This is a genomic window from Paracoccus aurantiacus, assembly GCF_007993065.1.
Classification (GTDB): Bacteria; Pseudomonadota; Alphaproteobacteria; order Rhodobacterales; family Rhodobacteraceae; genus Paracoccus; species Paracoccus aurantiacus.
On the sequence record NZ_VOPL01000003.1, the window covers coordinates 270,475 to 294,956 of the forward strand.

Genomic DNA, 24,482 nt, shown 5'->3' on the forward strand with positions numbered 1-24,482 from the left:
TTCGGCGAATGCGTCGCACAGCCTCGGGTCGAAGGAAGGAATGTCTCGACCGGGTCACGTCGACTGGCAGCGCCTTATGTCGGACGCACGGTCTGCGCGGACCTGAACGCGTCAACCACCGTGCGAAACCTGAAAACCCATCCCGCGACGTCCAGCTTACCGCCGCTCAGGTCGGCCCCGGAAGCCGTTAGCGCGCCGCCAGCTTACTTTCGATTGCGTCCCAAATCAGGGCCGCGCCATTGGTTCCGTCAAACCGTTCAAGCTCCTGCAGTCCGGTCGGCGAGGTCACGTTGATTTCCGTCAGCCAGCCGTCGATCACGTCGATGCCCGTGAAAAGCAGCCCCTTCTCCTTCAGGGCCGGGCCGATCGCAGCGCAGATCTCGCGCTCCTTCGCGGTCAGCTCCGTCTTTTCGGGCCTGCCGCCGACATGCATATTCGACCGCGCCTCTCCCTGCGCGGGGACGCGGTTGATCGCGCCAATCGGCTCTCCATCGACAAGGATGATGCGCTTGTCGCCATCCTTGACCGCTGGCAGATAGCGCTGCGCGATTACGGGCTCACGGTTCAGGCCGGCGAAGAACTCCATCAAGGACGAAAGGTTCGGATCGTCGGGGCGAAGGTGGAACACGCCGGCCCCGCCATTTCCGTAAAGCGGTTTGACGATGATGTCGCCATGCGCCTCGCGGAAGGCGCGAATTTCGGCGATGTCGCGGGTAATCAAGGTCTCTGGCGTAAGCGCGGGAAAGTCCAGAACCATCAGCTTTTCGGGACTGTTGCGCACCCAGAACGGGTCGTTGACCACCAGGGTTTCGTCGCGCACGCGATCCAGAAGGTGCGTCGACGTTACGTAACCCATGTCGAATGGCGGGTCCTGGCGAAGCCAGACGACATCGAATTCGCCCAGCTCTACGGTGGCCCAATCGCCAAAATCTACATGATTTCCCTGCTCGCGCCGCAGCGTGACCGGACGGCCCTTGGCGTATACACGCCCTGCGCGATAAGTCAGCCGATCGACGATATACTGGAACAGGCGATGTCCGCGCGCCTCTGCCTCCAGGCCGATCCGGAACGTGCTGTCCCCGTCGATAGAGACGTCTTCGATCGGGTCCATCTGCAGCGCAACATAAAGGCTCATGGCAGCATCCTTTGAGGTTTCGCTGCCTTGTGGGGCGATACGCGCCGCAATTCAACCCGCGATCACCCTGGTGAACCCACGATCACTCAGCGGTTCAATCCATGCCAAAGGCGTTTTCGATAATTTCGACCCTGCCGAACTGATCGACAAGTGCTGCGTCAAGTCGCATGTCAGTTTGAAGGCCAGAGGGTAGCCCGCCACAAAATTCAATCGCGGCGTGACAGATTCGATTCATCTGCGCGCGGTTGATCCGCGCCGCCGCACGAGAGAAATCCTTTGACGCCTTCACCTCTACGAAGATGTAGGTGCTGTCCTTGCGCAGGATCAGGTCAACTTCGCCGGACTTGCCACGCCAGCGCGTCTGTATCAGGTCGTAGCCCCTGCGCAGATATCTGTCGGAAACGGTGCCTTCGGCAATCCGGCCGGCATCATATGCAGTCTTGCCGCGGGCGCGGCGCGATGACGACACCTTTCGCGGCGGCACGCTTGATCGCTGCCCCGGCGGGACGACCGGCACGGCTTCAACCCGGTCAAAATCGAAACAAAGCTGCATTCCTCATCCTTTGCCCAGAGTCAGCCCGATCTGATAGGCATCACGGCGCGAAATTCCGTATTTTTCGGCGACTGCCGTTGCGGCATCCCGCAGCGACATGTCACCCAACATCGTCGAGAGCATTTCCGTAATTTCCGCCTCATCGGGCAGATTTGCCTGAGGACGGTCAAGAACGAGCACCACTTCCCCCTTTACCCCTTTTTCAGGAAGGTTTTCGTACAGGTCCTGCGCGGTACCGCGCAGGACTTCTTCGAATTTCTTCGTCAGCTCCCTGCAAAGAACGATAATCCGCTTCGGTTCAATCTCGCACAGAATTCCCAATGTTTGCTTAACGCGCCTAGGGCTTTCGAAAAGAATGACTGTCGCGTCGACAGCCGCGGCTTCGGTCAGCCAGCTTTTCTTCTGCCCGCCCGATTGCGGCGGAAAGCCCGCGAACAGGAAGCGGTCGCTTGGCAGGCCGGCGACACTCAGCGCCGCCAGCGCAGCCGACGGACCCGGCAACGGATGGACGCGCACATCCCTGGCGATCGCCTCGCGGGCAAGCCGGAAGCCAGGATCCGCAACCAAAGGCGTCCCCGCCTCGGAAAAATATGCGACTGAATTGCCGTCGCTCATCGCAGCGACCAGAGGGCTGGCCTGCTTCATTTCGTTATGATCGTGATAGGCGATTATCCGCCGACCGCGCAGCGGCACGCCGTGAATATCCATCAGGTGACGCAATGTCCGTGTGTCCTCGGCAGCCAGGATATCCGCCGCATTCAACACATCCAGCGCGCGCAGCGTGATGTCGCGCGCAGTACCGATCGGTGTCGCGACCAGATAGAGGCCCGCCTCAAGGCGTGGCGCCTCGATGCGAGCGGAGAGCGTTTCGGGTCCGTGGGTGTCAGCGTTCAAGGCATTCTCTCCCGGCAGTAGCGCATGGTCTGGTGGCCCGGCGGTCGCGTTGCCAAGGCTCTGTCTAGCGAATAGTGTTCAGCAAAAAGCCGCAACTCCTGACAATAGGGAATCATCGTGATGTTCACCATTGCCAAGCGAATCACGCGCCGCGTCGCGCAGGCGGGTGTCGTGGCAGCGGCTCTTGCCGTCGCCGCCTGCCAGCCGACAAGCCTCGGGCGCTCCGGGCCCGCAATAGGCCCGCAGATCGACCCGAGCCAACCGGTTCAGGTCGCCCTCCTCGTGCCCGGCGGCACGGGAAATGCCGATCTGGACTGGCTCGGCCGCTCGCTTTCCAATTCCGCGCGCATGGCCGCGGCAGATGCGCGCGGCGCGCAGATCGACCTGCGCGTCTATCCGACCACCCCGGCCGAGGGGTCTGCCGTCGCCGCAGCCGAGAAAGCCGCTGCCGAAGGCGCAAAGATCATTCTCGGGCCGCTCTTTGCCGATTCGGCGAATGCCGTCGGCAATGCGATGAAGGACAACAATCTGAATGTCCTGTCATTCTCCAACAACCCGGATATTGCGGGCGGGAATGTCTATGTTCTTGGCAATACTTTCCAGAATGTCGCCGACCGTCTGGTGAAATACGGCGTCCGTCAGGGACTGAGCCGCTTCCTGATGGTCTATGAGAACGACCCCGCCGGACAGATCGGCGCAAGCGCGATCCAGACCGCCATTGCCCAGAACGGCGCGACCCTTACCGGACGCCAACAGCACGCCCTGTCGCAAGAGAGCATCGACGCGATCATCCCCGCGGTCACCAACGCAGCGAAATCCGGCCAGATCGATGCGATCTTCATGACCGCCAACCAGCAGGCCGTCCTGCCCTATCTGACCGACAGGCTGAATGCGGCCGGGGTCAGTTCGCGCGATGCCCAGTTCATGGGCCTGACCCGCTGGGATATTCCTGCCGCGCGTCTGCAACTTCCGGGCGTTCAGGGTGGCTGGTTCGCGCTTCCTGATACGTCGCTGCAAAGCCAGTTCGTTTCGCGCTATCGCAGCGCTTACGGAGAGGCCCCGCACGAGTTGGGCTCGCTCGGCTATGACGGGGTCGCAGCCATCGCGGCGCTTGTGGGATCGGGCAACAAGAACGCGGTCAACACGATCGGGCTGACCCGTCCGGCAGGCTTCGCCGGCATCAACGGCGTCTTCCGGCTGCGCCCGAACGGCACGAATGAACGTGGCATGGCCATTGCGACGATCAACAATGGCGCGGTCGTCGTGATCGACCCGGCGCCACGCAGCTTCGGCGGCTTCGGGTTCTGATTTGCCCGTCTCCGAGGATATACTGCCCCAAAGCGCCCCGGCATTGCCCGGGGCGCATTCCATATTCGCCCCGGAAAGCTTCCTTCGAGAGCTTGACGAGCGGCTGAAGGACGCTCCCGACGCACGTGCGGTCAGGGCCGAAACCGTCGCGGCGTTACAGACCGCGCGAAATTCCGCGATGGACGACATCGTGGCGGGCTTCGAATCGCATCCCCGTGCGGCGCGCGAGACGGTGCGCGCCATTGCCAGCCTGACCGACGCCATTGTCACAACCGTTCATCACGTCGCGGTAAACCACCTTCACCCGCAGCAAAGCCCGACCGAGGCGGAGCAGTTGGCCGTTCTGGCAGTCGGCGGCTATGGACGCGCTGAAATGGCGCCCCAATCCGACGTCGATCTGCTGTTTCTTACACCTTACAAGACCTCCGCCTGGGCAGAGAGCGTCGTCGAATCGATGCTTTATATGCTCTGGGATCTGAAGCTGAAGGTTGGCCATGCCACGCGCAGCGTCGATGACTGTATCCGCCTGGCCGGGCAGGACATGACCATCCGCACCTCGCTGGTCGAACATCGCGCAGTGGCCGGGCAGCTTTCGCTGGCCGAGACGCTTCGCGAGCGCCTGTGGGACGAACTTTTCGACCGCTCGATCCCCGAATTCATCGAGGCGAAGCTGTCCGAACGAGACGAACGCCACCTGCGGCAGGGCGGGCAGCGCTATGTGCTTGAACCGAACGTCAAGGAGGGCAAAGGCGGACTGCGCGATCTGCAAACGCTGTACTGGATCGCGAAATACATCCACCGTGTGGACCGCGCCGCGCAGCTTGTGGATCTGGGCTTTTTCACCCGCGACGAGCACCTTGCGTTTTGGCAGGCAGAGGATTTCATGTGGGCGGTGCGCTGCCACCTGCATCTGATTGCGGGGCGGCCCGTCGACGTCCTCAGCTTCGACATGCAGGTCGAGGTGGCGCGCCGCATGGGCTATCAGGATCGCCCCGGCCGTCGCGCGGTTGAATTGTTCATGCAGGATTATTTCCGTCACGCGACACGGGTGGGAGAGGTGACACGCGTCTTTCTGACAGCGCTCGAAAGCCGCCATGTGTTTCAGCAGCCCCTGCTCAGCCGCATTTTCCGCCGCCGCAAGCGCATGCGCCCCGGATTTGCCGAACTGTCGGGCCGGCTGACCTTTGCCGATACCGATGCCGCACTGAAGGACCCACTGAACATCCTGCGCCTTTATGAGGAGGCGCTGCGCACCGGCATCCTCATCCACCCGGAGGCAATGCGCCTTGTCGCATCTAATCTGAACCTGATCGACGACGAGGTGCGCGAGGATCCCGAAGCCGTCCGCATCTTCCTTGACCTGCTGTTGAAGCACGGCAACCCTGAACGCGCGCTCCGGCGCATGAACGAGCTGGGCGTTCTGTCCGCATTCATCCCCGAATTCGAACCCGTCGTGGCGATGATGCAGTTCAACGTCTATCACCATTACACAGTGGACGAGCACACTATCCAGTGCATCGTGGCTCTTTCCGAGATCGAGCAGGGCCACGAGGTCGAGGACCTGCCCATCGCCAGCCGCATCGTCATGGACGGCAAGATCAACCGACGTGTGCTTTATCTCGCCGTGCTGCTGCATGACATCGGCAAGGGCCGGCCTGAAGACCATTCGATCATCGGCGCCCAGATCGCGCGGCGCGTGACAACCCGACTGGGCCTGAATGCCGAAGACGTCGAGACTGTCGAATGGCTGGTTCGCAATCATCTGGTGATGTCAGATGTGGCGCAGAAGCGCGACATTTCTGATCCGCGCACGATCCGCGATTTTGCCAAGGCCGTGAAAACGCGTAAGCGGCTGGACCTGCTGCTGGTGCTGACGGTCTGCGACATTCGCGGCGTCGGGCCGGGCACATGGAACAACTGGAAAGCCGTGCTGCTGCGCCAGCTTTACGAACAGACCGCTTCTGTGCTGGAAAACGGGATGGAGGCGCTGAACCGCGATCAGCGCCGCGATGAGGCGAAGCGCGCGCTGCGTCACCTTCTGGTTGCGCAGGGTTGGGACGGCAAGTCCATCAAGGCCGAGGCGACGCGCCATTACGCGAATTACTGGCAGGGCCTGCCAACGGAAACCCATGCTGTCTTTGCCCGCTTGCTGAGAGATCTGGGTGATGACGAAATCCGCATCGACCTGCACCCCGACGCCGATCGCGACGCGACACGCGCGGCCTTTGTGCTGGTCGATCATCCGGGGATCTTCTCGCGTCTGGCTGGTGCGCTGGCTCTGGTCGGCGCGAATGTCGTCGATGCGCGGACTTATACCTCGAAGGATGGGTTTGCGACGGCTGTGTTCTGGCTGCAGGACAGCGAAGGCCACCCCTACGATGCCGAACGTCTGCCGCGCCTTCGCAAGATGATCGACCGCACGCTGAAAGGCGAGGTCGTGGCGCGCGACGCCTTCGCCGACAAGGACCAGATGAAGAAGCGCGACCGCGCCTTCAAGTTTCCCACCCATGTCACCTTCGACAACGAAGGCAGCGACATCTACACCATTATCGAGGTCGATACCCGCGACCGGCCGGGACTGCTGCACGATCTGACCCGCACGCTGGCGGCAAATCATATCCAGATTGCAAGTGCCGTCATTGCGACATATGGCGCGCAGGTGGTCGACAGCTTCTATGTCAAGGATGCCTTCGGGCTGAAACTGCATCAGGCTGGCCGACGAGAGGCGCTGGAAAAGAAGCTGCGTCAGGCGATCCGCGAAGGCGCCGAGCGCGCGGATCTCGACAAATCAGGAGCGTGAGGCGATGAAAAGCAGTTTGGTGCGCGGCTTCGTCGCCGTCAGCAGCTGGACGTTCCTGTCCCGGCTCGCGGGTTTCGTGCGTGACATGCTGATGGCGGCATGGCTGGGCTCCGGCCCGATGGCACAGGCCTTCGCGGTCGCCCTTCGCCTGCCGAACATGTTTCGCCGCTTTTTTGCCGAAGGTGCTTTCAATACCGCCTTCGTTCCGATGTTCGCCAAGAAACTGGAAACCCGGAACGAGGCGATGCGCTTTGCATCCGAGGCGTTCTCGGGGCTGTTCATCGTGGTTCTGCTGCTCTCGGCTGTCGCGATGATCTTCATGCCGCTGATGGTGATGATGATGGCATCGGGCTTTGCCGGCGATGAACGTTTCGCGCTGGCTGTCGAATATTCGCGCATCACCTTTCCCTATATCCTGCTGATCTCGCTGGCGTCGATGATTTCGGGGGTGCTGAACGCCAATGGCCGCTTCACTGCCGCAGCCGCGGCGCCAGTGCTGCTGAACCTTCTTTTCATCGTCGCGATGTTCCTCGGCCGCTGGCAAGGCTGGGATCTAGGCCTGACGCTGGCCTGGGCCACGCCCGTGACGGGGATCGCGCAACTTGGGCTGGTCTGGTGGGATGCGCATCGCACCGGCTGGACCTTCTGGCCCAAGCGCCCCCGCCTCTCGCCCGAGATGCGCAACCTGATCCGCGTCGCCCTGCCTGCCGCGTTTGCGGGCGGTGTCGTGCAGATCAACCTTCTGGTCGGTGCGCAGGTCGCATCCTATTTCGACGGCGCGGTGGTCTGGCTTTACTATTCCGACCGGCTGTATCAGCTTCCGCTCGGCGTGGTTGCGGGCGCGGTCGCGGTGGTGCTTCTGCCGGAACTCGCCCGTCGGCTGCGCGCTGGCGACGATGCAGGCGGCCAAAGCGCCTTCTGCCGCGCAACCGAATTCGGGTTGTTCCTGACGATGCCCTGCGCCTTCGCAATTGCGGTTATTGCCGTGCCAATGGTCGATACGCTGTTCGGACGCGGCGATTACGGGCCGAATGATGTGTTGCAGACATCCTACGCGCTGATCGTCTATGCGCTCGGCCTTCCGGCATTCGTCATGCAGAAGATCCTGCAACCGCTGTTCTTCGCGCGCGAGGATACGAAATCGCCATTCAGATATGCGGTCGTCGCGATGGTCGTCAACGCGGTCATCGCCTTCGGACTGATGCATGTGATCGGGTTTCTGTCCGCCGCGATTGCCACCACGGTGGCATCATGGGTCATGGCCGCGCAGCTGTGGCTTGGGACGCGCGAAATGGGCCAGTCGGCCCGCTGGGATGCCCGCCTGAAGCGCGCCGTGCCGCGAATCCTGCTCTGCTCTGCGCTCATGGCGGGTGCGCTGTGGCTGGTGCTTCGCTGGACCAACAGCATCGGCATGTCGCGGGTGCCGGAACTCGTCCTGCTGGTTCTGGGTGGCGCGCTGCTTTACTTTGCGCTCAGCTTCGCGACCGGTGCGATCTCGATTCAGGACCTGCGCCGGAACGTAAAGCGTTAACCCAGGGTCGCAAGGCCGGGAAAGGTTTCCAGCATCCAATATGACAGGTCGGCCATCCGACCCGTGACCAGCATGACGCCAACCGCGATCAGCAATAGGCCCATCACCTTTTCTATGGTCTTCATGTACGGCTTTATGCGGTTCATCAGTCCGATGGCGCGATTGATGAATATTGCCGAAAGCAAGAATGGCAGCCCGAGCCCGAGCGCATAGACCGCGAGCAAGGCAGTGCCGCGCGCGGCATCCGCATCGGTCGCGGCAAGGGACAGGATCGTCCCCAGAAGCGGGCCGATGCAGGGCGTCCAGCCAAAAGCGAAGGCAAGCCCAAGGACATAGGCACCAAATGCCGATCCGCCTTGATCGCCCGTTTCCAGCCGCGCTTCGCGGTCCATCACGGGTATGCGAAAGACATGCAGAAAGTGCAGGCCCATCAGAATGACCGCGACCCCGGCGATGCGTGCCAGCCAGATCTGATATTCAAGGAAGATGCGACCGAATGCCGACGCCGCGAAACCCATGATGAGAAATACGGTGGACAGGCCCAGCACGAACATCAGCGCCGCCGGCACAGCGCTGCGTTCGCCCGCTTTCAGACCATTCACACCGACCCCGGTCATGTAAGCCAGATAGGGCGGCACGATGGGCAGCACGCAGGGCGACAGAAAAGAGATGACACCGGCCAGCAGCGCGACAAGGGCCGCAGGCAGGAAAGCGGCGTCGATAAGGTCAATTCCGAACATGCGCAGACAGTAGAGATTTTTGTGATCTGCGCCAGAGCGCAGCGCCTCACAGTGTCGTAACCGTCAATGCAAAACAGCCCCGCCATGCCGGCGGGGCTGTTCGTTTACAATCCGCTATGCAGTTTCAGCCGATCGACCACCAGCCGCGACGCTTCGCCCGCGCGGGCTTGGCGGTTGCTTCGGGCTGGGATGCGGCGTCGCTCTGTGCTTCGGCAAATTCAAGGACGGATTCTGGCGCGGCAGTCTGCGTGGACTCGGACTGGGCCGTATCGTCCTCACTCGCTTCGGCCTCGTCCCCTGTCCGCTCCGCCTGCCCCGTCTGCTCCGCTACGCCTTCCGGCGCATTTGCGGCGGCGCTGTCTGCAAGCTCGGGTGTATCCGGCGCCGGATTGGCTGCCGCTTCCTCTTGGGCGGGTTCGCTCGCCACGGGCGCGGCATCTTCAGCGTCGGCGTCAGCCGCGACCGCTTCGGCTGCAACAGCCTCGGCTGGCGCGTCAGGCGTCGCGTCCGCAGTCTTGCGACGTGAACGGCTGCGCGAGCGACTGCGTGCCTTCGGCTTTTCCTCGGTCTCGTCGGGTGCCGCATCCGATGCGCCGCCATCCTCGACCGCCATCACGGCAGCGACCGGCTGTTCGGTCCTTGACTGGTCGTCGCCGCTGTCATCATTGCGGTTATCGCCGTCCGCGCGATCCTTGCCACCACGCCGGCGACGGCGGCGCCGGCGCTTGGAACGGTTATTGCCGTCGCTATCGCGCGATGCGCCGTTATCGTCATCGCTGTCGTCGCCCTCGGCGAGGTCGGCATCGCTCTCGTGATCGGCCTCATCCTCGGTCACATCGTCGTCGTCGATCTGCGCCATAAGCTGCGCGTCGACCGATACGACCGGACTTGCGAGTTCCGGCACGGCGCGGGTCGCCGTCTTGAACTTCTCGATGGCATAGTCGGGCGAGATCAGCGTCGGGTCAGCCTCGACCCGGACGGACATGCCGTAACGCGCCTCGATCCCGGCGATATGTTCCCGCTTGGCATTCATGAGGAAATTCGCCACCGCGATGGGCGCCTTTACCAGCACTTCACGCGAACGCTTGCGCGTTCCCTCTTCCTCGATCGCGCGCAGGATGGTCAGCGCAAGACTGTCATCCGACCGTATCAGGCCTGTGCCGTGGCAATGCGCACAGGGCTGCGTGGTCGATTCCAGCATCCCCGGACGCAGGCGCTGGCGCGACATCTCCATCAGGCCGAAGCCCGAGATCTTGCCGACCTGAATACGCGCCCGATCTGTCTTCAGGCGATCCTTCAGGCGCTTTTCGACGGCAGAGTTGTTCTTGCGCTCGTCCATGTCGATGAAGTCGATGACGATCAGCCCGGCAAGGTCGCGCAGACGCAACTGACGGGCGATTTCGTCGGCGGCTTCAAGGTTGGTCTTGGTCGCCGTATCCTCGATCGAGCCTTCTTTCGTGGCCCGGCCAGAGTTCACGTCGATCGCGACGAGCGCCTCGGTCACACCGATGACGATATAGCCGCCGGATTTAAGCTGCACGACCGGATTGAACATCCCGCCGAGATAGCCCTCGACCTGATAGCGCGCGAAAAGCGGCATCGGATCACTGTAATGTTTCACGTTCTTGGCATGGGACGGCATGATCATCTTCATGAAGTCCTTGGCCACGCGATAGCCGCGATCGCCCTCGACCAGCACTTCGTCGATCTCGCGGCTGTAAAGGTCGCGGATCGTGCGCTTGATGAGGTCGCCTTCTTCATAGATCGGTGCAGGTGCCGTTGACGCGAAAGTCAGTTCGCGGATCTGTTCCCACAGCCGCATCAGATATTCGTAATCGCGCTTGATCTCGGTCCGGGTTCGCTGGCTGCCGGCGGTGCGGATAATCAGGCCCGCGCCCTGCGGCACCTTCAGGTCCGAAGCGATATCCTTCAGCTTCTTGCGGTCGGCTGCATTTGTGATCTTCCGAGAGATGCCGCCGCCCCGCGCCGTGTTGGGCATCAGCACGCAATAGCGCCCGGCCAGCGACAGATAGGTAGTCAGCGCGGCGCCTTTGTTGCCACGTTCTTCCTTGACCACCTGAACCAGCATGATCTGGCGGACCTTGATGACTTCCTGGATCTTGTAGCGGCGCGCACGCGGTTTCTTGGGAACGCGGATTTCCTCGGTCACGTCCTCATCGGCGACCGATTCGATGCTGTCATCCTTGTCCGACGCGTCAATCTCGGCATTCGCATCCGAATCGGAATCAGCTTCTGCTTGCGCGGTATTGTCCAAGGCGGCGTCATTGGCCTCGCCCTCGGGCGCGGCAGCACTTTCATGCGCGTCGTCATCGTGATCGACGACTTCCATGCCCGGAATTTCTTCCGAACTGACCGAGGGATCGGTCGCGCCAGTCTTTTCCGGGCGCGACCGGCGGCGGCCCTTGCGTTCGCCCGATTTCTCTCGTGCGGCCTCTTCGGCGGCGACAGCCTCGGCATAGGCGCGTTCTTCTTCGATCAGCGCCTGACGGTCGGCTGCGGGGATCTGGTAATAATCGGGGTGGATTTCCGCGAAGGCGAGGAAGCCGTGCCGGTTTCCGCCGTAATCCACGAAGGCCGCCTGCAGCGAGGGTTCGACCCGCGTGACCTTTGCCAGATAGATATTGCCAGCAAGCTGCCGCTTGTTGACTGTCTCGAAATCAAATTCCTCGACTTTTGTTCCGTCCACGACGACCACGCGGGTTTCTTCCGCATGTGTCGCGTCGATAAGCATTTTCTTTGCCATTGGTGATACTTTCGCGCAGCCGCCTGTACCGACCTGCGGTCGGTGACTGCGGGCTGCGATGTGATGGGGACGCGGAGGCGGCGAGGACGGGGTCGAAAACAAGACCCTGTGGGGACAAACCCACCGGCGTCTGAGTCGAACTGTATCGCGCGCGATGCATCGCGTCTGTTACCTCTTGGCCCTGGCGTTGATGCACAAGGCAGTGAATGACTCCCCCGCGCGGAACGCGCTGCAGGGTGGCTTTCTTGGCGGATGGCACCTGTCTTGTCAGGCCAGCCTCCGCTGCGAAACTGATGGCGCGAAAGTCCGATCAGGGATCCAGACCACGCGCATGGTCTGAACATAATCGTGGAAGGCAAGGAAGTTCAATGGCGAATTGCCAAGACGTCACATAACCGCCGATGGCGCGATGCTACCTTTGGTTGTGATAACGCACCCCGCCGTTCAACCATAAAAGATCGGGCTGGCTCGCAGATCAAAGATAGTCGCCGCGCGAGAGGCCGTATTTTGCCATTTTCTCGTTCAGGGTCCGGCGCGGCAGGCACAGCTCGTCCATGACCGCCGCGATACTGCCCTTGTGCCGGCGCATCGTGTTGTCGATCAGCATTTTTTCGAAGCTCTCGACATATTCTTTCAGCGGCTTGCCTTCGGTCGTGGTTGCCTGCGCCTGATCCTCGTCGCCCTCGGTCATCAGCAGCGATGTGATGGACCCCGAACCACGCCTGTTCTGCAGCACCGCGCGTTCGGCGACGTTGATAAGCTGCCGCACATTGCCGGGCCAGGGTGCCTGCAGAAGCTGGGCGGCTTCCTGCGCGTTCACCTGCGGCGGCTCACAACCATATTCATCGGCAAACTGCTCGGTCATACGGGTGAACAGCGCCAGAATATCTTCACCCCGCGCGCGCAGCGGCGGCACGGTGATCTGCAGCGCCGAGAGACGATAGAACAGATCAGGACGAAGCAGATCCTCGGGCCGGCGCCCGTCGCCGCGGGCATTGGAAATGGCGATGATGCGGGTTTCAGCAGGGCTGCCCTGATCGGCGATGAAGCCAAGCAGCCGGGCCTGCAAAGCGTCAGGAAGCGCCTCGATATCCTCAAGGCAAAGCGTGCCGCCGCGCGCCTCCTCGACCGCCGGGATGCCTTCCTCCATCGGCCCGAACAGCCGCGCACCAAGCTGTTCCGGGTCAAAGGCGGCGCAGGCAATGGGCACGAATTTCTTCGAGGCGCGCGGGCCAACGGCATGCAGCGCATGGGCGACCAGCGTCTTGCCGGTGCCGGTTTCCCCGTCGATCAGAACATGGCCGTCAGCCTGCCCGAGATCGAGAATATCCTCGCGCAGACGTTCCATCGCGGCGGACTGGCCGACCAGCTTCGACATCACCTGCTGACCTTCAGAAAGGTCACGGCGCAGGGCGCGGTTGTCCAGCGTCATACGTCGTGTCTGGGTCGCCTTCTTGGCAAGCTCGGTCATCCGGTCGGGCTTGAACGGCTTTTCCATGAAGTCCATCGCGCCCATGCGCATCGCCTCGACAGCCATTGGCACGTCGCCGTGGCCGGTAATCATGATGACCGGCAGCGCCGAATCGATGCTCATGAGACGTTTGAGGAAGGCCATTCCATCCATGCCGGGCATGCGGATGTCGGAAATCACCACGCCGGGCCAATCCGACCCTATTTCTTTCAGCGCATCCTCGGCCGATGCGTAGGTCACGGTGTTGAAGCCCGAAAGGACCAGCCACTGGCTGATCGATTCACGCATATCCGGTTCGTCGTCGACAATCGCAATACGAAGCGTCTTGCTCATGCTGTCTCTTTCCTTCTCATTCGGCGGCGAGCGGCGCGTCAGCGCGTCCGCCATCCGGATCGTAAAGCGGCAGGGCGAGTTCGAACACGGCGCCGCTTCCGTCCTCGGCATTATGGGCAGTCAGGCGGCCGCCGAAATCGGCGACAATTCCCGACGAGATCGCGAGACCGAGTCCCGTGCCCTCGCCAGGCTTCTTGGTTGTGAAGAACGGCTCGAACAATTTGTCCAGATCGCTGACCCCCGGACCGTTATCACGTACGGTCACAACGGCTTGAGCGCCGGTCTCGATTCCGATCTCCACGCGCGGGTCTTTTACCGCTTTCGTGGCATCCAGTGCATTGCGCAGAAGGTTGATAAGCACCTGTTCTAGCCGGATGCGGTCGCAATAGACCATCACCGGCTTGCGCGGCAGGTTGCGGATGATGCGGACCGGGCGGGCGCGCAGTTGCGGTTCCATCATGGTCAGGGCGTTTGACAAAGCCGCGCGAAGGTCCACGGGTTCGAACGCTTCGCCGCCCTTGCGCGCATATGATTTCAGCTGCCGTGTGATCGAGCCCATACGATCGACCAGATCGTCGATCCGCTGAAAGCTCGACAGCGCTTCGTCCGAGCGCCCCCTGTCCAGCAGCAGTCGCGCGCCCGCCAGATATGTTTTCATCGCGGCCAGCGGCTGGTTCAATTCGTGACTGACGCCTGCCGACATCTCGCCAAGTGCTGCGAGCTTCGACGATTGCTGCACGGTTTGTTCGGCCACGCGCAGTTCTCGCTGGACACGCTCGCGCTCGGCGATTTCGCGGGTCAGCCGCGCGTTCAGCGCACGAAGGTCGGCAGATTCGCGCATATACGCAACCGAGCGTCGCTGCGCCCGGCGCGACAGCACATAGAAGGCAAGCGCCGCGATCACCGCGAAAGCCGTCGCCTCCATCGCCAGAACGGCAAGCACCCTTTCACGCGTCGAATCGTAGGTGGTGAAATTGTACATTCGCCAGCCGCGGAAGGGGATGCGCGTCTCGGTCTGCATCACGGCGCGCCCCTTGACCCAGGCATCGGCTGGCGGGTTGGTCCAGTCGCTCGTGACCTGAAAAGCGCGTTCTATCGCGCTTGGTGCGGGGCGCAGGTCAAGGGCCTCATCCAGCGGCAAGCCGCGCCAGCGGCCTTCGGTCGTCAGGATGACCTGCCCGGTGGAATCCGTCACCGCGACCGCGTCAGATATTCCTGCCCAGCTTTGTTCGAGCCGCGACAGATCGGTGCCGACGACGATGACCCCCAGCGTTCCGGCGCTGTCGGCAATGGCACGCGAATAGACAAAATCGAAGCCGCCATGAGGCGACGGTGCGACCGTAAACACCGTGTCACGCGCGCGCATGGCATCCACGAAATATGGCGCGGCCACGTAATTGGTGCCCAGAAGCTGGCGGTCCGTTGCCGCAACCGTGCGCCCGGACGCATCAAGAAGGCGGATCGACGCCGCGCCAATGTCTTTTTGCGCCGTAATCAACCGCGCAGAGGTATTTGCGAAATCCCCGGACGCGAGCGCGGTAATCAGCGCCGGATCGCGCGCAAGCATCATCGGGACGACCGAATTGCGCTGAAGCTCTGACTGAAGCTGACCGCTGTAAAGCGTCGCGCGCAACTCTGCCCGGACGCGCGTGTTCTCGGAAAAACGCTCGGTCAGGCCGACATTGGTCGCCCACAGGATAAGGCCCGAAACCACGACCAGCAACGCCAGCGCAACGCGCAGCGCCCAGGGGCTGCCCGCCTTACCGGACCCGGCGCGCGCCGTTGCCGGCGGGCGGTCATCTTCGGGCGTCATCAGGATCAAGAAGCGCTTTCCACCGCGATTGCCAATTGAGACAATCTAAGCAAGGCCGCGCCACATGCCAAGCGTAGCGCTCACGCAGGGATCAGTCCCTCGGCCAGCGACGCGAACATTGCCTTGCCATCCGTGCCGCCGTGGCGCGCGTCCACCGCCCGTTCCGGGTGCGGCATCATGCCCAGCACACGGCGATTTTCCGACAGCACGCCGGCGACGTCACCGACCGATCCGTTTATCGCCGGCGCATAGCGAAACGCGATCCGGTCCTGATCCTCAAGCGCGGTCAGCCCGTCAGCATCAATCTGATAATTCCCATCGTGATGGGCGACGGGAACCTGCAGAACTTCGCCTGCCTCATACCCGGCGGTGAAAATGCTGTCCGCGGTCGCGACTTTCAGCGAAACCGGGCGGGCGATAAAGGTGAGCCCGGCATTGCGCATCAGCGCGCCGGGCAGCAGGCCCAGTTCGGTCAGCACCTGAAATCCGTTGCAGACGCCCAGAACATACCCGCCGCGTCCGGCATGCGCGCGGATCGCCGCGGCAATCGGCGACTGCGCGGCAATCGCCCCGCAGCGCAAATAATCGCCATAAGAAAAGCCGCCGGGCACGGCGACAAGATCCGTCCCATCCGGAAGCGTGTCATCCTTGTGCCAGACGGACACGACATCTGCCCCAGCCTCGCGCAGCGCGACACGCAGATCGCGGTCGCAATTTGAACCGGGGAATGTGATGACCGCAGCTTTCATGGCGCAGGCTCCGCTCGATTTCGGGATGCGCTGCCTTTAGCCCAAAACTGCACTGTTGAAAAGCGCCCGGCATCGCTCCGAAGGCTTCCGTATTCTTGCATAGACAAATGCTTGGGGCGCCCCGGCAGATTCCCTGGAAACCCAGGACCACCAGAGCGCCCCTATACTGGGCCGGCGCCTTTTTGCCCATGCATCGAATATACTACGGAAGTTATTTACAAACGACTCACGAAACTTGACCTTTCGGTCAAATTTACGCACGGTCAACTTCGCGACTGTGTGATTTATCCAACAGTGAGAAAACGGCAATCTGACTGATCGAATGTGCCAGCTATCGCGAGGGCAATCGACCCATTTCCCAGCGCGAGGCCCTGGATATGTCAGCTTAACTGACCTGACCCAGCGCTTCGATTATGATCGCCTCAGTCTGGCTCAACCCCGCGTGAACAGCGTTCAGCGCCTCGCGGTAGAAATGGCAGCACCTCTGCCATTATCTGGCGTCCAAACAGGTTTTTGGTCATTTTTCGTCCGAAACCGGAAGAAAGAAGTCCAATTATTCGCCGAGCGAATCATCCGGGGAAGAATATCCGTGATTCGGAATGCGAAAGGCCGGGCGAAGCTGCCCGGCCTTTCTTCAAAGGATGCAGATCAGGCGAGTGCCTTGTTCAGATATTCGTCCACTTTTTCCAGATAGCCCATGGTCGAAAGCCATTTCTGTTCCGGGCCGACCAGCAGCGCGAGGTCTTTCGTCATGTAACCGTCCTCGACGGCCTGCACCGTGACCTTTTCCAGCGTCGTGGCGAAGTTCATCAGCGCCTCGTTATTGTCCAGCTTGGCGCGGTGCTTCAGACCGCCTGTCCAAGCATAGATGGACGCGATCGAGTTGGTCGAGGTTTCGTTGCCCTTCTGATGCTCGCGGTAGTGGCGGGTGACGGTGCCGTGGGCGGCTTCTGCCTCGACCGTTTGTCCATCGGGCGTCATCAGAACCGAGGTCATCAGCCCCAGCGAGCCGAAGCCCTGCGCAACCGTGTCCGACTGCACATCGCCGTCATAGTTCTTGCAGGCCCAGACATAGCCGCCATTCCACTTCAGCGACGACGCCACCATGTCGTCGATCAGGCGGTGCTCATAGGTGATCCCGGCTTCCTTGAACTTGTCGGCGAACTCCTCATCAAACACCTGCTGGAAGATGTCCTTGAAGCGCCCGTCATAGGCCTTCATGATCGTGTTCTTCGTCGACAGATACAGCGGATAGTTGCGCTGTAATGCATAGTTCATCGACGCGCGGGCAAAATCGACGATTGACGGGTCGAGGTTGTACATGGCCATCGCCACGCCGGCCTCGGGCGCCTGGAAGACCTCATGTTCGATGGTCTCGCCATCCTCACCGACGAACTTGATGGTAAGCTTGCCCTTGCCGGGGAATTTGAAATCGGTGGCGCGATACTGGTCGCCGAACGCATGGCGGCCGACGATGATCGGTTTCGTCCAGTGCGGAACCAGACGCGGCACGTTGCGCGCGATGATCGGCTCGCGGAAGATCACGCCGCCAAGGATGTTGCGGATGGTGCCGTTGGGGCTGCGCCACATCTTCTTCAGGCCAAATTCCTCGACACGCGCCTCGTCCGGGGTGATGGTCGCGCATTTCACGCCGACGCCGTATTGCTTGATCGCATTCGCCGCATCCACGGTTATCTGGTCGTCGGTGCGGTCACGCTCCTCGATGCCCAGATCGTAATATTTCAGGTCGATATCCAGGTAGGGCAGGATCAGCTTTTTCTTGATGAAGTCCCAGATGATCCGGGTCATCTCGTCGCCGTCGAGCTCGACAACGGGGTTTTCTACCTTGATCTTCGACATGGGGGCTCCCTTCGGATGGATTTCGCTTTGGCCGAGGGTATAGCGCTTAACGTTCCCGAACGGAAGGCGGCATGCTATCGCATACCGAACGGGACAGCACCGGGCTTGCTGGCCCACCCGACCCGCCTCATAGTTGGGCTCCGGCCCCTGCGATCTTGCCCGGCAAGCCGCATCGCCGGTCATTGAGGAGGAGATTGATGATGCAGTTTTCGAATTTTACCGCCGCCCTTGCCATAACGGCGGGCCTGTCCATTGCCGCGCCCGCGTGGTCGCAAACGGCTGATACGGCGACGACGCCGGCCGAGCCCGAGGCTACGTCCGCTGATGCCAGCGCGGACAGCACTGAAACGGATGCCGATGCGCCGAAGCAGATCCTGTTCATCGGCAACAGCTATTTTTACTATAATGACAGCCTGCACAATCACACGCGCCGCATGGCGGGCGAGGCCAGCGGTATCGACATTGACGACCTCGATTACCGCTCGATCACCATTTCCGGCGGCTCGCTGGATATGCACCCGATCGACCACTATCTGACGCCCGGCGCGATCGGATATGACGAACCTTTCGATCTGGTCATCCTGCAAGGCAACAGCGCCGCCGCCGAAACCGAGGCGCGCAGCACGCGCTTTCACGACGCGGTCGTGGCGATGGACGAAAAGATCAAGGCGACCGGGGCAAAAACAGCGCTTTACATGACCCACGCCTATGCCGAAGGGCACGAGGATTATACCCCGGATGGCACGGAAAAGCTGGACAAGCTGTATACCGATACCGGTGCGGAGATCGGTGCCACCGTGATCCCGGTCGGCCTCGCCTTTGCCGAGGCGAAGCGCCAGCGCCCAGAGCTTGAGCTGCAGCAGGACTTCGACCACAGCCACCCGACGCTGGCCGGCACCTATCTGGCCTCTGCCGTGACCTATGCGACGCTTTACGGCAAGAACCCGGTCGGGCTGGAATACGACTATTTCGGCCGCCTGCCCGCAGAAGATGCGGCCTTCCTGCAGCAGGTCGCGGAAGAGACCGTCAAGGCCTATCAGGCCCGCTAACCTTTTTCGGGCGGCGCAACCCGTCGTGCCGCCCGACGCTGCCACCATTGTGTCAGCAGTTCATAGACGATGATCGTCAGGGCGGTCTCGATCAGATAACCGATGTAAAAATGGATCGTTGGCAGGCCATTATCTATCGCACGGCCGGTATATCCGGGCATTGCGGTAAAGTTTCTGTTCAACGCAGCCTGCTCTCCGAAATACAGCGCGACGACGATAACGCCCAATGCCGCGACCGGCTTGCCGCAGGTATCCCGCATAAGCACCCACGCCAGCAGCGGCGGCATTGCATGCGACCAGAAGCCTATCGTCGCCAGCATGATGACGACGAACGGCGCATAGATAGCCACCTGGAATGCATAGCGTAGATAGTCGCCATCCGTCGGACTCCCGTACCCGCCGGTGAACACGCCCAGCGCGATCATCACCAGCACATAGGCCAGCGTCATCACCAGCAACCTGAGGATGGTCAGCACGATCAGGTCCCCAAGGCCGGGGGCAGTCGTCGCTGCACCTGATCGACCTGCGCCTATCACGGGTCAACCGCATTGAAGAACGAACGCACCCTGCGTTCCAACTCGGCCCAGACGGCAGGCATTCCGCGCGCGATCCTGGCGCCAACGCGGTCCTCGATATGCTGGCAGGTCACGCCGTATTCGGCCCATCCGATCCCGTCCGATGCGAGGTTCTGGATCAGCGGCTGGGTCCGGTCAAGCGACTTGGCGAAAACCGCGTCGGGTGTCTCTGCCGCCTCGAACTCTTCCCACAGCGCCAGAAACGCCTGTCCCTGTGAAGCGGGCAGCATCCCGAACAGACGCCGGGCGGCTGCGGCCTCTGCTGCATGTATTTCGGGTGCATCATGTGCCTGACCATCCGCCGAGTGCAGCGGCACATCGCCCACGTCGATTTCGACCAGATCGTGCAGGATCAGCATGCGGATGACGCGGCTTATATCGACGCCCTCGCCCGCCTGCCCTTCCAGCACCAACGCGTAAAGCGCGAGATGCCAGCTATGCTCGGCACTGTTTTCGCGGCGCGACAGGTCGATCAGCGTGTTCGCGCGTTCGACCGATTTCAGTTTGTCGGCTTCGGCCAGAAAGGCGAATTGCCGGTCAAGCTCCGTCTGCGACATCTGCTTCCCCCATCATACCAAGGGGTTTAGCGCTTCAACGTAAAAACCGCCAGCCTCCGGCTTTGGCGACCGCGTAACGAAAAGGGGGCGCAAGCGCCCCCTTCCGCTCTCAGCCAGAGGTTGCGGTATTCGCCGCGTCCTCGGCATTGGCGGCCCCGGCATCGCTGCCAGTCGCCCCCATATCGCTACTTGCGGCGCCTGTGTCGCTGCTCGCTGCGCCGGTGTCGCTGCCGGTCATGGCAGACCCGTCGTCTGTAGCGGCTGCGCCCGTCGCAGCGCCGGATGATGCAGCCGCATCTGCGGCTTCGGCTGACACGACCTGTCCCGTCTCGCTGTCATAAACCACATCGACGGCGACGCCGTCGGCATTGGTTCCACGCGCGACAATCTGGCCATTGGCGGGCGCCGCGACCTCGATGCTGGTATAGCCCTGCCCTTCCAGCGATTGCGTGACCTGCTCTGCAGTCACCTCGGCAAAGGCCGGAACCGAACCGAATGCCAGTGCGGTGGCCAGAACGGCCAGGTTGAACTTATGATGCATGTCTTTCTCCTTCGTTCCGACACGGTCATCCGCGCCGGTCAGATGCGAAGGAACCCGATCGCCCGGCCACGCTCAACTCACGTCAGAGGGAGGCCGGGCGATTTGCCGATTTGGGCATAGATCAGCCATGCGCGCCGAAATGATCGGCGGCGATCCGCCCTAGCGCGTGCCCTCGGTCAGGCGGCGGCGCACATAGCCCTGCACATTGTCGATCATCGGCTTCATATGGGCTTCGTCGTCGCGGAAAAAGTGGTCCGCGCCCTCGATCACTTCGTGACTGATGGTGATGCCCTTCTGCTCTCGCAGCTTGGCGACCAGCCCTTCGGTATCCTTCGGCGGCGCAACCCGGTCGGCTGCCCCATTGATGATCAGGCCAGAGGCAGGGCAAGGCGCAAGGAAGCTGAAATCATACAGGTTCGCCTGCGGGGCGACGCTGATGAAGCCGGTAATCTCGGGACGGCGCATCAGAAGCTGCATCCCGATCCACGCCCCGAAGCTGAACCCGGCCACCCAGCAATGCTTGGAATTGGGGTTCATGGCCTGAAGATAATCCAGCGCCGCCGCCGCATCGGACAATTCGCCGATACCCTGATCGAACTCTCCCTGACTGCGGCCCACGCCCCGGAAATTGAAGCGCATCACCGTGAAGCCGATCTTGTGAAAGGCGTAATGCAAGTTATAGACGACGCGATTGTTCATCGTGCCGCCATATTGCGGATGCGGATGCAGGATGATCGCGATCGGAGCATCGGGCTTGGGCTGGGCGTGATAGCGGCCCTCAAGGCGGCCATCGGGACCGGCAAAAATCAATTCAGGCATGGGGTCCTTCGCAAAACGGTTTTCTTGACGCAAGCAGGGGCGACAACTATTCCAAGCCCAGTAGATGTGGGCCATGACCGGCCTGCACAAGAGCCACCGGAACGCAGCGGGATTAGCCCATGCCCGACGCGCTCGTCAACAATTACAGGCAGCGCTGTCTTATGACGCGCCGGTGACAAGGGAGTGTCGCATGAAACTTTCCACCAAGGGCCGCTACGGAATGGTGGCTCTGGTCGATCTGGCCCTGCAACCCGAAGACCAGTTGACGTCGCTTGCCGATATCGCGGAACGGCAGGACGTCTCGCTTCCGTATCTGGAACAGCTTTTCGTGCGCCTGCGCCGGGCCGGGCTGGTCGAATCGGCGCGCGGGCCGGGTGGCGGCTATCGCCTGGCACGTCCCGCCACTGAAATCCGCGTCGCCGAGGTGCTGTCCGCCGTCGATGAAACCGTCAGCGCGCTGCATATCGGGGCCGGCGCATCGGGCGCGGTATCGGGATCGCGTGCGCAGACGCTGTCGAACCGGCTGTGGCAAAGCCTTTCGGCGCATGTCTATGTGTTTCTGCACAACGCGACGCTTGCCGATGTGGCCCATAACAAGCTGCTGCCCTGCCCTGCGGTGCCCGATATCCTGTCGGTCGTGGACGATCAGTCCTGATCGCGGTCGTGCGACGGCAAGTCAGCCGCAGCGTTGTGCCGGAATCGAAATAATATCCCAGACGATGCCCGCGACCATCACATGACGTTCTTATTCAGGGCGATCCCCTGACGCGCAGACGGAAAATATTCTATATCTGCGGGTGAATCGGTTTGGCTGGGCAACAGAGCGCCCCGTGCCGGACTTCACCGACGCGCCACATTGGCATAGATGACGCAGGACCGCAGATGACACTGGATATCGCCGTGACCGACGCCGCCCCCGCCCAGAATGTTTCGCCGAACCGCGAAAAGCCGACGCTGCCTGATGCGCAGACCGTCACGGCGGTGAAGCACTGGACCGATAGCCTGTTTTCCTTCCGCGTCACGCGGCCTGCCAGCCTGCGCTTCCGTTCGGGAGAGTTCGTGATGATCGGGCTGCCCGGCGATAACGGCAAGCCGATCCTGCGCGCATATTCCATCGCCTCGCCGAACTGGGACGAGGAACTGGAATTCTATTCGATCAAGGTGCCGGACGGGCCGCTGACCTCGAAGCTGCAGCATATCAAGGAAGGCGACCAGATCATCCTGCGCCCGAAGCCCGTCGGCACGCTGGTGCTGGACGCATTGCTGCCCGGCAAGCGGCTGTGGTTTCTGGCAACTGGCACCGGCCTTGCCCCTTTCGCCAGCCTGATGCGCGACCCCGAGACATATGAGCGCTATGAGCAGGTCATCATGATGCATACCTGCCGCACCGCGGATGAGCTGAACTATGGCCGCGAGCTTGTTGAAAACCTTCGCGAAGACCCGCTTCTGGCAGAGATGTATGGCGCTGATTTCCACGAGCGTCTGCAGTATTACCCGACCACCACGCGCGAAGACTCGCCGCTGATGGGCCGGATCACCGATAACATGACCACCGGCAAGGTCTTTGCCGATCTGGGTCTGCCGGGCATCAACGCCGAGGAAGACCGTGCCATGATCTGCGGCAGTCTCGCGTTCAACGTCGATGTGAAAGCGGTGCTGGAAGGCTTTGGCCTGCGCGAGGGCGCGAATTCCGAACCCAAGGAATTCGTGGTGGAAAAGGCCTTCGTGGGCGACGGCGTCTGACCACGAACGCGCTGCCGCTCGGCAAAGAAAAGCCGACCCGTCCGGTCCGTCCGGGCGGGTCTGTTAACTTCCGGCATCTGACCTGTTAGGTGCCGCCGGAGCAGATTAACGATTTTGCGTCACCGTGACGGCCCGGACCGGCCTTATGCAAGCGCTCTGACGCCGTTTTCAGGATGGGACACTTATGCCCTCGACAGCCCAGACAGGCACCCCGCATTTGGTCAGCGTGCAATTGCTGCGCGCCATCGCCGCCGCCGCGGTGGTCTTCGAACATGCGCAGGCCGAGGCCGGCCAGACCGTCGAGGGCTTTCATCACATCCCCTTCGATTTCGGCATCGGCGTCGATATTTTCTTCATCATCAGCGGCTTCGTGATGTGGCTGTCCAGTTCGCACCTGTTCGGGCAACCGGGGGGGGCGAAGCTGTTCCTGATCAAGCGCTTCCAGCGCGTGGTGCCGCTTTACTGGCTTTATACGCTGGGGATGCTGGCCGCGATCTGGCTGCTGCCCGACAAGCTGAACAACCCCGATGCCAGCCCGCTGATGGTGCTGTCATCATTCATTTTCTACCCCTATCCGAACATGATCGGGCAATACACGCCGGTCCTCGCGCTCGGCTGGACGCTGAATTACGAGATGTTCTTCTACGCCCTGTTTGCTATCGCGCTGCTCTTCCCGCGCAGGCTGGGCTTCGGCGTTCTCAGCGCGCTGATCCTTGGCTTCGTGACACTTTGGGCAGTCACGAGCAGCGGTCCGGTGCTGTTCTGGGGCCGCCCGATCATTCTGGAATTCCTGATCGGCGTCATCCTTGCCCGGCTGTATCTGGAGGCCGGCCACAAACCCAACCTGATTCTTTTCGCAGGCTTCGTGGCACTGGCCTTTATCGCCTATTGGCTGCTGCAGGGATCGGACAGCCGCCTGATCCGGCTGGGCATCCCCAGCGCCTTCTTCGCATCTGCGTTCATCTTCTTTCTGCCCGGAAGGCTCAGCGGTGCGCTCAGCGGGATCGCCAAGGTGGGCGGCGACAGTTCCTATACGCTGTATCTGTCGCACCCGTTCACGCTGGCCGTGGTCAAGATCATCTGGACGAAGCTGGACCCGGCGGGCGCGCATCCATGGGCCTATGTCTGGGCCGCGACGCTGATCTGCGTGCTGGCGGGCTATGTCCTGTATCTGCTGATCGAAAAGCCGCTGCTGCGATTGTGGAAACGCAAGCCCGCAGCCCAGCCCGCATAGGGGCTATTTCGTG

At 61.8% G+C, this 24,482-nt stretch carries 20 protein-coding genes; 7 read left to right on the forward strand and 13 right to left on the reverse strand.

Annotated features, from left to right (window positions below):
• Positions 1-187: 187 nt before the first annotated feature.
• From gshB to rsmI, 3 genes are all read right to left on the reverse strand, one after another.
• Positions 188-1,135, reverse strand: coding sequence for a glutathione synthase (gshB, locus tag FQV27_RS09695; RefSeq protein WP_147097824.1), 948 nt, complete (start codon positions 1,133-1,135; stop codon positions 188-190).
• 94 nt (positions 1,136-1,229) lie between these two features.
• Positions 1,230-1,688: a YraN family protein gene (locus tag FQV27_RS09700; protein WP_147097826.1), complete on the reverse strand. Its 459-nt coding sequence runs from the start codon at positions 1,686-1,688 to the stop codon at positions 1,230-1,232.
• A 3-nt stretch (positions 1,689-1,691) separates the two neighbouring features.
• On the reverse strand, positions 1,692-2,582 hold the full coding sequence (rsmI, locus tag FQV27_RS09705; RefSeq protein ID WP_377768759.1) for a 16S rRNA (cytidine(1402)-2'-O)-methyltransferase: 891 nt from the start codon (positions 2,580-2,582) through the stop codon (positions 1,692-1,694).
• Between the two features lie 120 nt (positions 2,583-2,702).
• Here rsmI and FQV27_RS09710 point away from each other — a divergent pair, with 120 nt between their 5' ends.
• Genes FQV27_RS09710 through murJ form a run of 3 tightly spaced genes read left to right on the forward strand, consistent with a single transcriptional unit; the run spans position 2,703 to position 8,221 of the window.
• On the forward strand, positions 2,703-3,890 hold the full coding sequence (locus tag FQV27_RS09710; protein WP_147097829.1) for a penicillin-binding protein activator: 1,188 nt from the start codon (positions 2,703-2,705) through the stop codon (positions 3,888-3,890).
• A gap of 19 nt (positions 3,891-3,909) precedes the next feature.
• Positions 3,910-6,690, forward strand: coding sequence for a [protein-PII] uridylyltransferase (locus FQV27_RS09715; protein ID WP_417629436.1), 2,781 nt, complete (start codon positions 3,910-3,912; stop codon positions 6,688-6,690).
• A gap of 4 nt (positions 6,691-6,694) precedes the next feature.
• On the forward strand, positions 6,695-8,221 hold the full coding sequence (gene murJ / locus FQV27_RS09720; protein WP_147097831.1) for a murein biosynthesis integral membrane protein MurJ: 1,527 nt from the start codon (positions 6,695-6,697) through the stop codon (positions 8,219-8,221).
• On the opposite strand, the gene FQV27_RS09725 is transcribed toward murJ, so the two are convergent.
• The 6 genes from FQV27_RS09725 to FQV27_RS09750 form a co-directional block, all read right to left on the reverse strand.
• Entirely contained in the window at positions 8,218-8,961 is a 744-nt protein-coding gene (locus FQV27_RS09725; protein ID WP_147097833.1) for a cytochrome c biogenesis CcdA family protein, read from the reverse strand. The two genes, murJ and FQV27_RS09725, sit on opposite strands and share 4 nt — an antisense overlap.
• 124 nt (positions 8,962-9,085) lie before the next feature.
• The gene (locus FQV27_RS09730; RefSeq protein WP_147097835.1) at positions 9,086-11,725 is read right to left on the reverse strand and encodes an Rne/Rng family ribonuclease; all 2,640 of its coding nucleotides are present in this window, start codon (positions 11,723-11,725) and stop codon (positions 9,086-9,088) included.
• 475 nt (positions 11,726-12,200) lie between these two features.
• Positions 12,201-13,529, reverse strand: a complete 1,329-nt coding sequence (locus FQV27_RS09735; RefSeq protein ID WP_147097837.1) for a sigma-54-dependent transcriptional regulator — start codon at positions 13,527-13,529, stop codon at positions 12,201-12,203.
• A gap of 16 nt (positions 13,530-13,545) precedes the next feature.
• Positions 13,546-15,342, reverse strand: coding sequence for a sensor histidine kinase (locus tag FQV27_RS09740; RefSeq protein WP_147098154.1), 1,797 nt, complete (start codon positions 15,340-15,342; stop codon positions 13,546-13,548).
• A gap of 80 nt (positions 15,343-15,422) precedes the next feature.
• Positions 15,423-16,091 carry a phosphoribosylformylglycinamidine synthase subunit PurQ gene (purQ, locus tag FQV27_RS09745; protein WP_147097839.1) on the reverse strand — a complete coding sequence of 223 codons (669 nt, stop codon included), beginning with the start codon at positions 16,089-16,091 and terminating at the stop codon, positions 15,423-15,425.
• Positions 16,092-16,739: 648 nt separating this feature from the next.
• The gene (locus FQV27_RS09750; RefSeq protein ID WP_147097841.1) at positions 16,740-17,951 is read right to left on the reverse strand and encodes an NADP-dependent isocitrate dehydrogenase; all 1,212 of its coding nucleotides are present in this window, start codon (positions 17,949-17,951) and stop codon (positions 16,740-16,742) included.
• Positions 17,952-18,151: 200 nt separating this feature from the next.
• Between FQV27_RS09750 and FQV27_RS09755 the strand changes: the two genes are divergently transcribed.
• Entirely contained in the window at positions 18,152-19,000 is an 849-nt protein-coding gene (locus FQV27_RS09755) for an SGNH/GDSL hydrolase family protein (protein WP_147097843.1), read from the forward strand.
• Here FQV27_RS09755 and FQV27_RS09760 read toward each other — a convergent pair.
• From FQV27_RS09760 to FQV27_RS09775, 4 genes are all read right to left on the reverse strand, one after another.
• Positions 18,997-19,476, reverse strand: a complete 480-nt coding sequence (locus FQV27_RS09760; RefSeq protein ID WP_147097845.1) for a hypothetical protein — start codon at positions 19,474-19,476, stop codon at positions 18,997-18,999. The two genes, FQV27_RS09755 and FQV27_RS09760, sit on opposite strands and share 4 nt — an antisense overlap.
• A gap of 56 nt (positions 19,477-19,532) precedes the next feature.
• Positions 19,533-20,132 carry an HD domain-containing protein gene (locus FQV27_RS09765; RefSeq protein WP_147097847.1) on the reverse strand — a complete coding sequence of 200 codons (600 nt, stop codon included), beginning with the start codon at positions 20,130-20,132 and terminating at the stop codon, positions 19,533-19,535.
• A gap of 109 nt (positions 20,133-20,241) precedes the next feature.
• Positions 20,242-20,673, reverse strand: a complete 432-nt coding sequence (locus tag FQV27_RS09770; protein ID WP_147097849.1) for a PepSY domain-containing protein — start codon at positions 20,671-20,673, stop codon at positions 20,242-20,244.
• A 159-nt stretch (positions 20,674-20,832) separates the two neighbouring features.
• Positions 20,833-21,492, reverse strand: a complete 660-nt coding sequence (locus FQV27_RS09775) for an alpha/beta hydrolase (RefSeq protein ID WP_147097851.1) — start codon at positions 21,490-21,492, stop codon at positions 20,833-20,835.
• A gap of 190 nt (positions 21,493-21,682) precedes the next feature.
• Between FQV27_RS09775 and FQV27_RS09780 the strand changes: the two genes are divergently transcribed.
• From FQV27_RS09780 to FQV27_RS09790, 3 genes are all read left to right on the forward strand, one after another.
• Entirely contained in the window at positions 21,683-22,147 is a 465-nt protein-coding gene (locus FQV27_RS09780; RefSeq protein WP_147097853.1) for an Rrf2 family transcriptional regulator, read from the forward strand.
• A gap of 227 nt (positions 22,148-22,374) precedes the next feature.
• Positions 22,375-23,235, forward strand: a complete 861-nt coding sequence (locus tag FQV27_RS09785; RefSeq protein ID WP_147097855.1) for a ferredoxin--NADP reductase — start codon at positions 22,375-22,377, stop codon at positions 23,233-23,235.
• Between the two features lie 184 nt (positions 23,236-23,419).
• Positions 23,420-24,469: an acyltransferase family protein gene (locus FQV27_RS09790; protein ID WP_147097857.1), complete on the forward strand. Its 1,050-nt coding sequence runs from the start codon at positions 23,420-23,422 to the stop codon at positions 24,467-24,469.
• Positions 24,470-24,482: the final 13 nt, after the last annotated feature.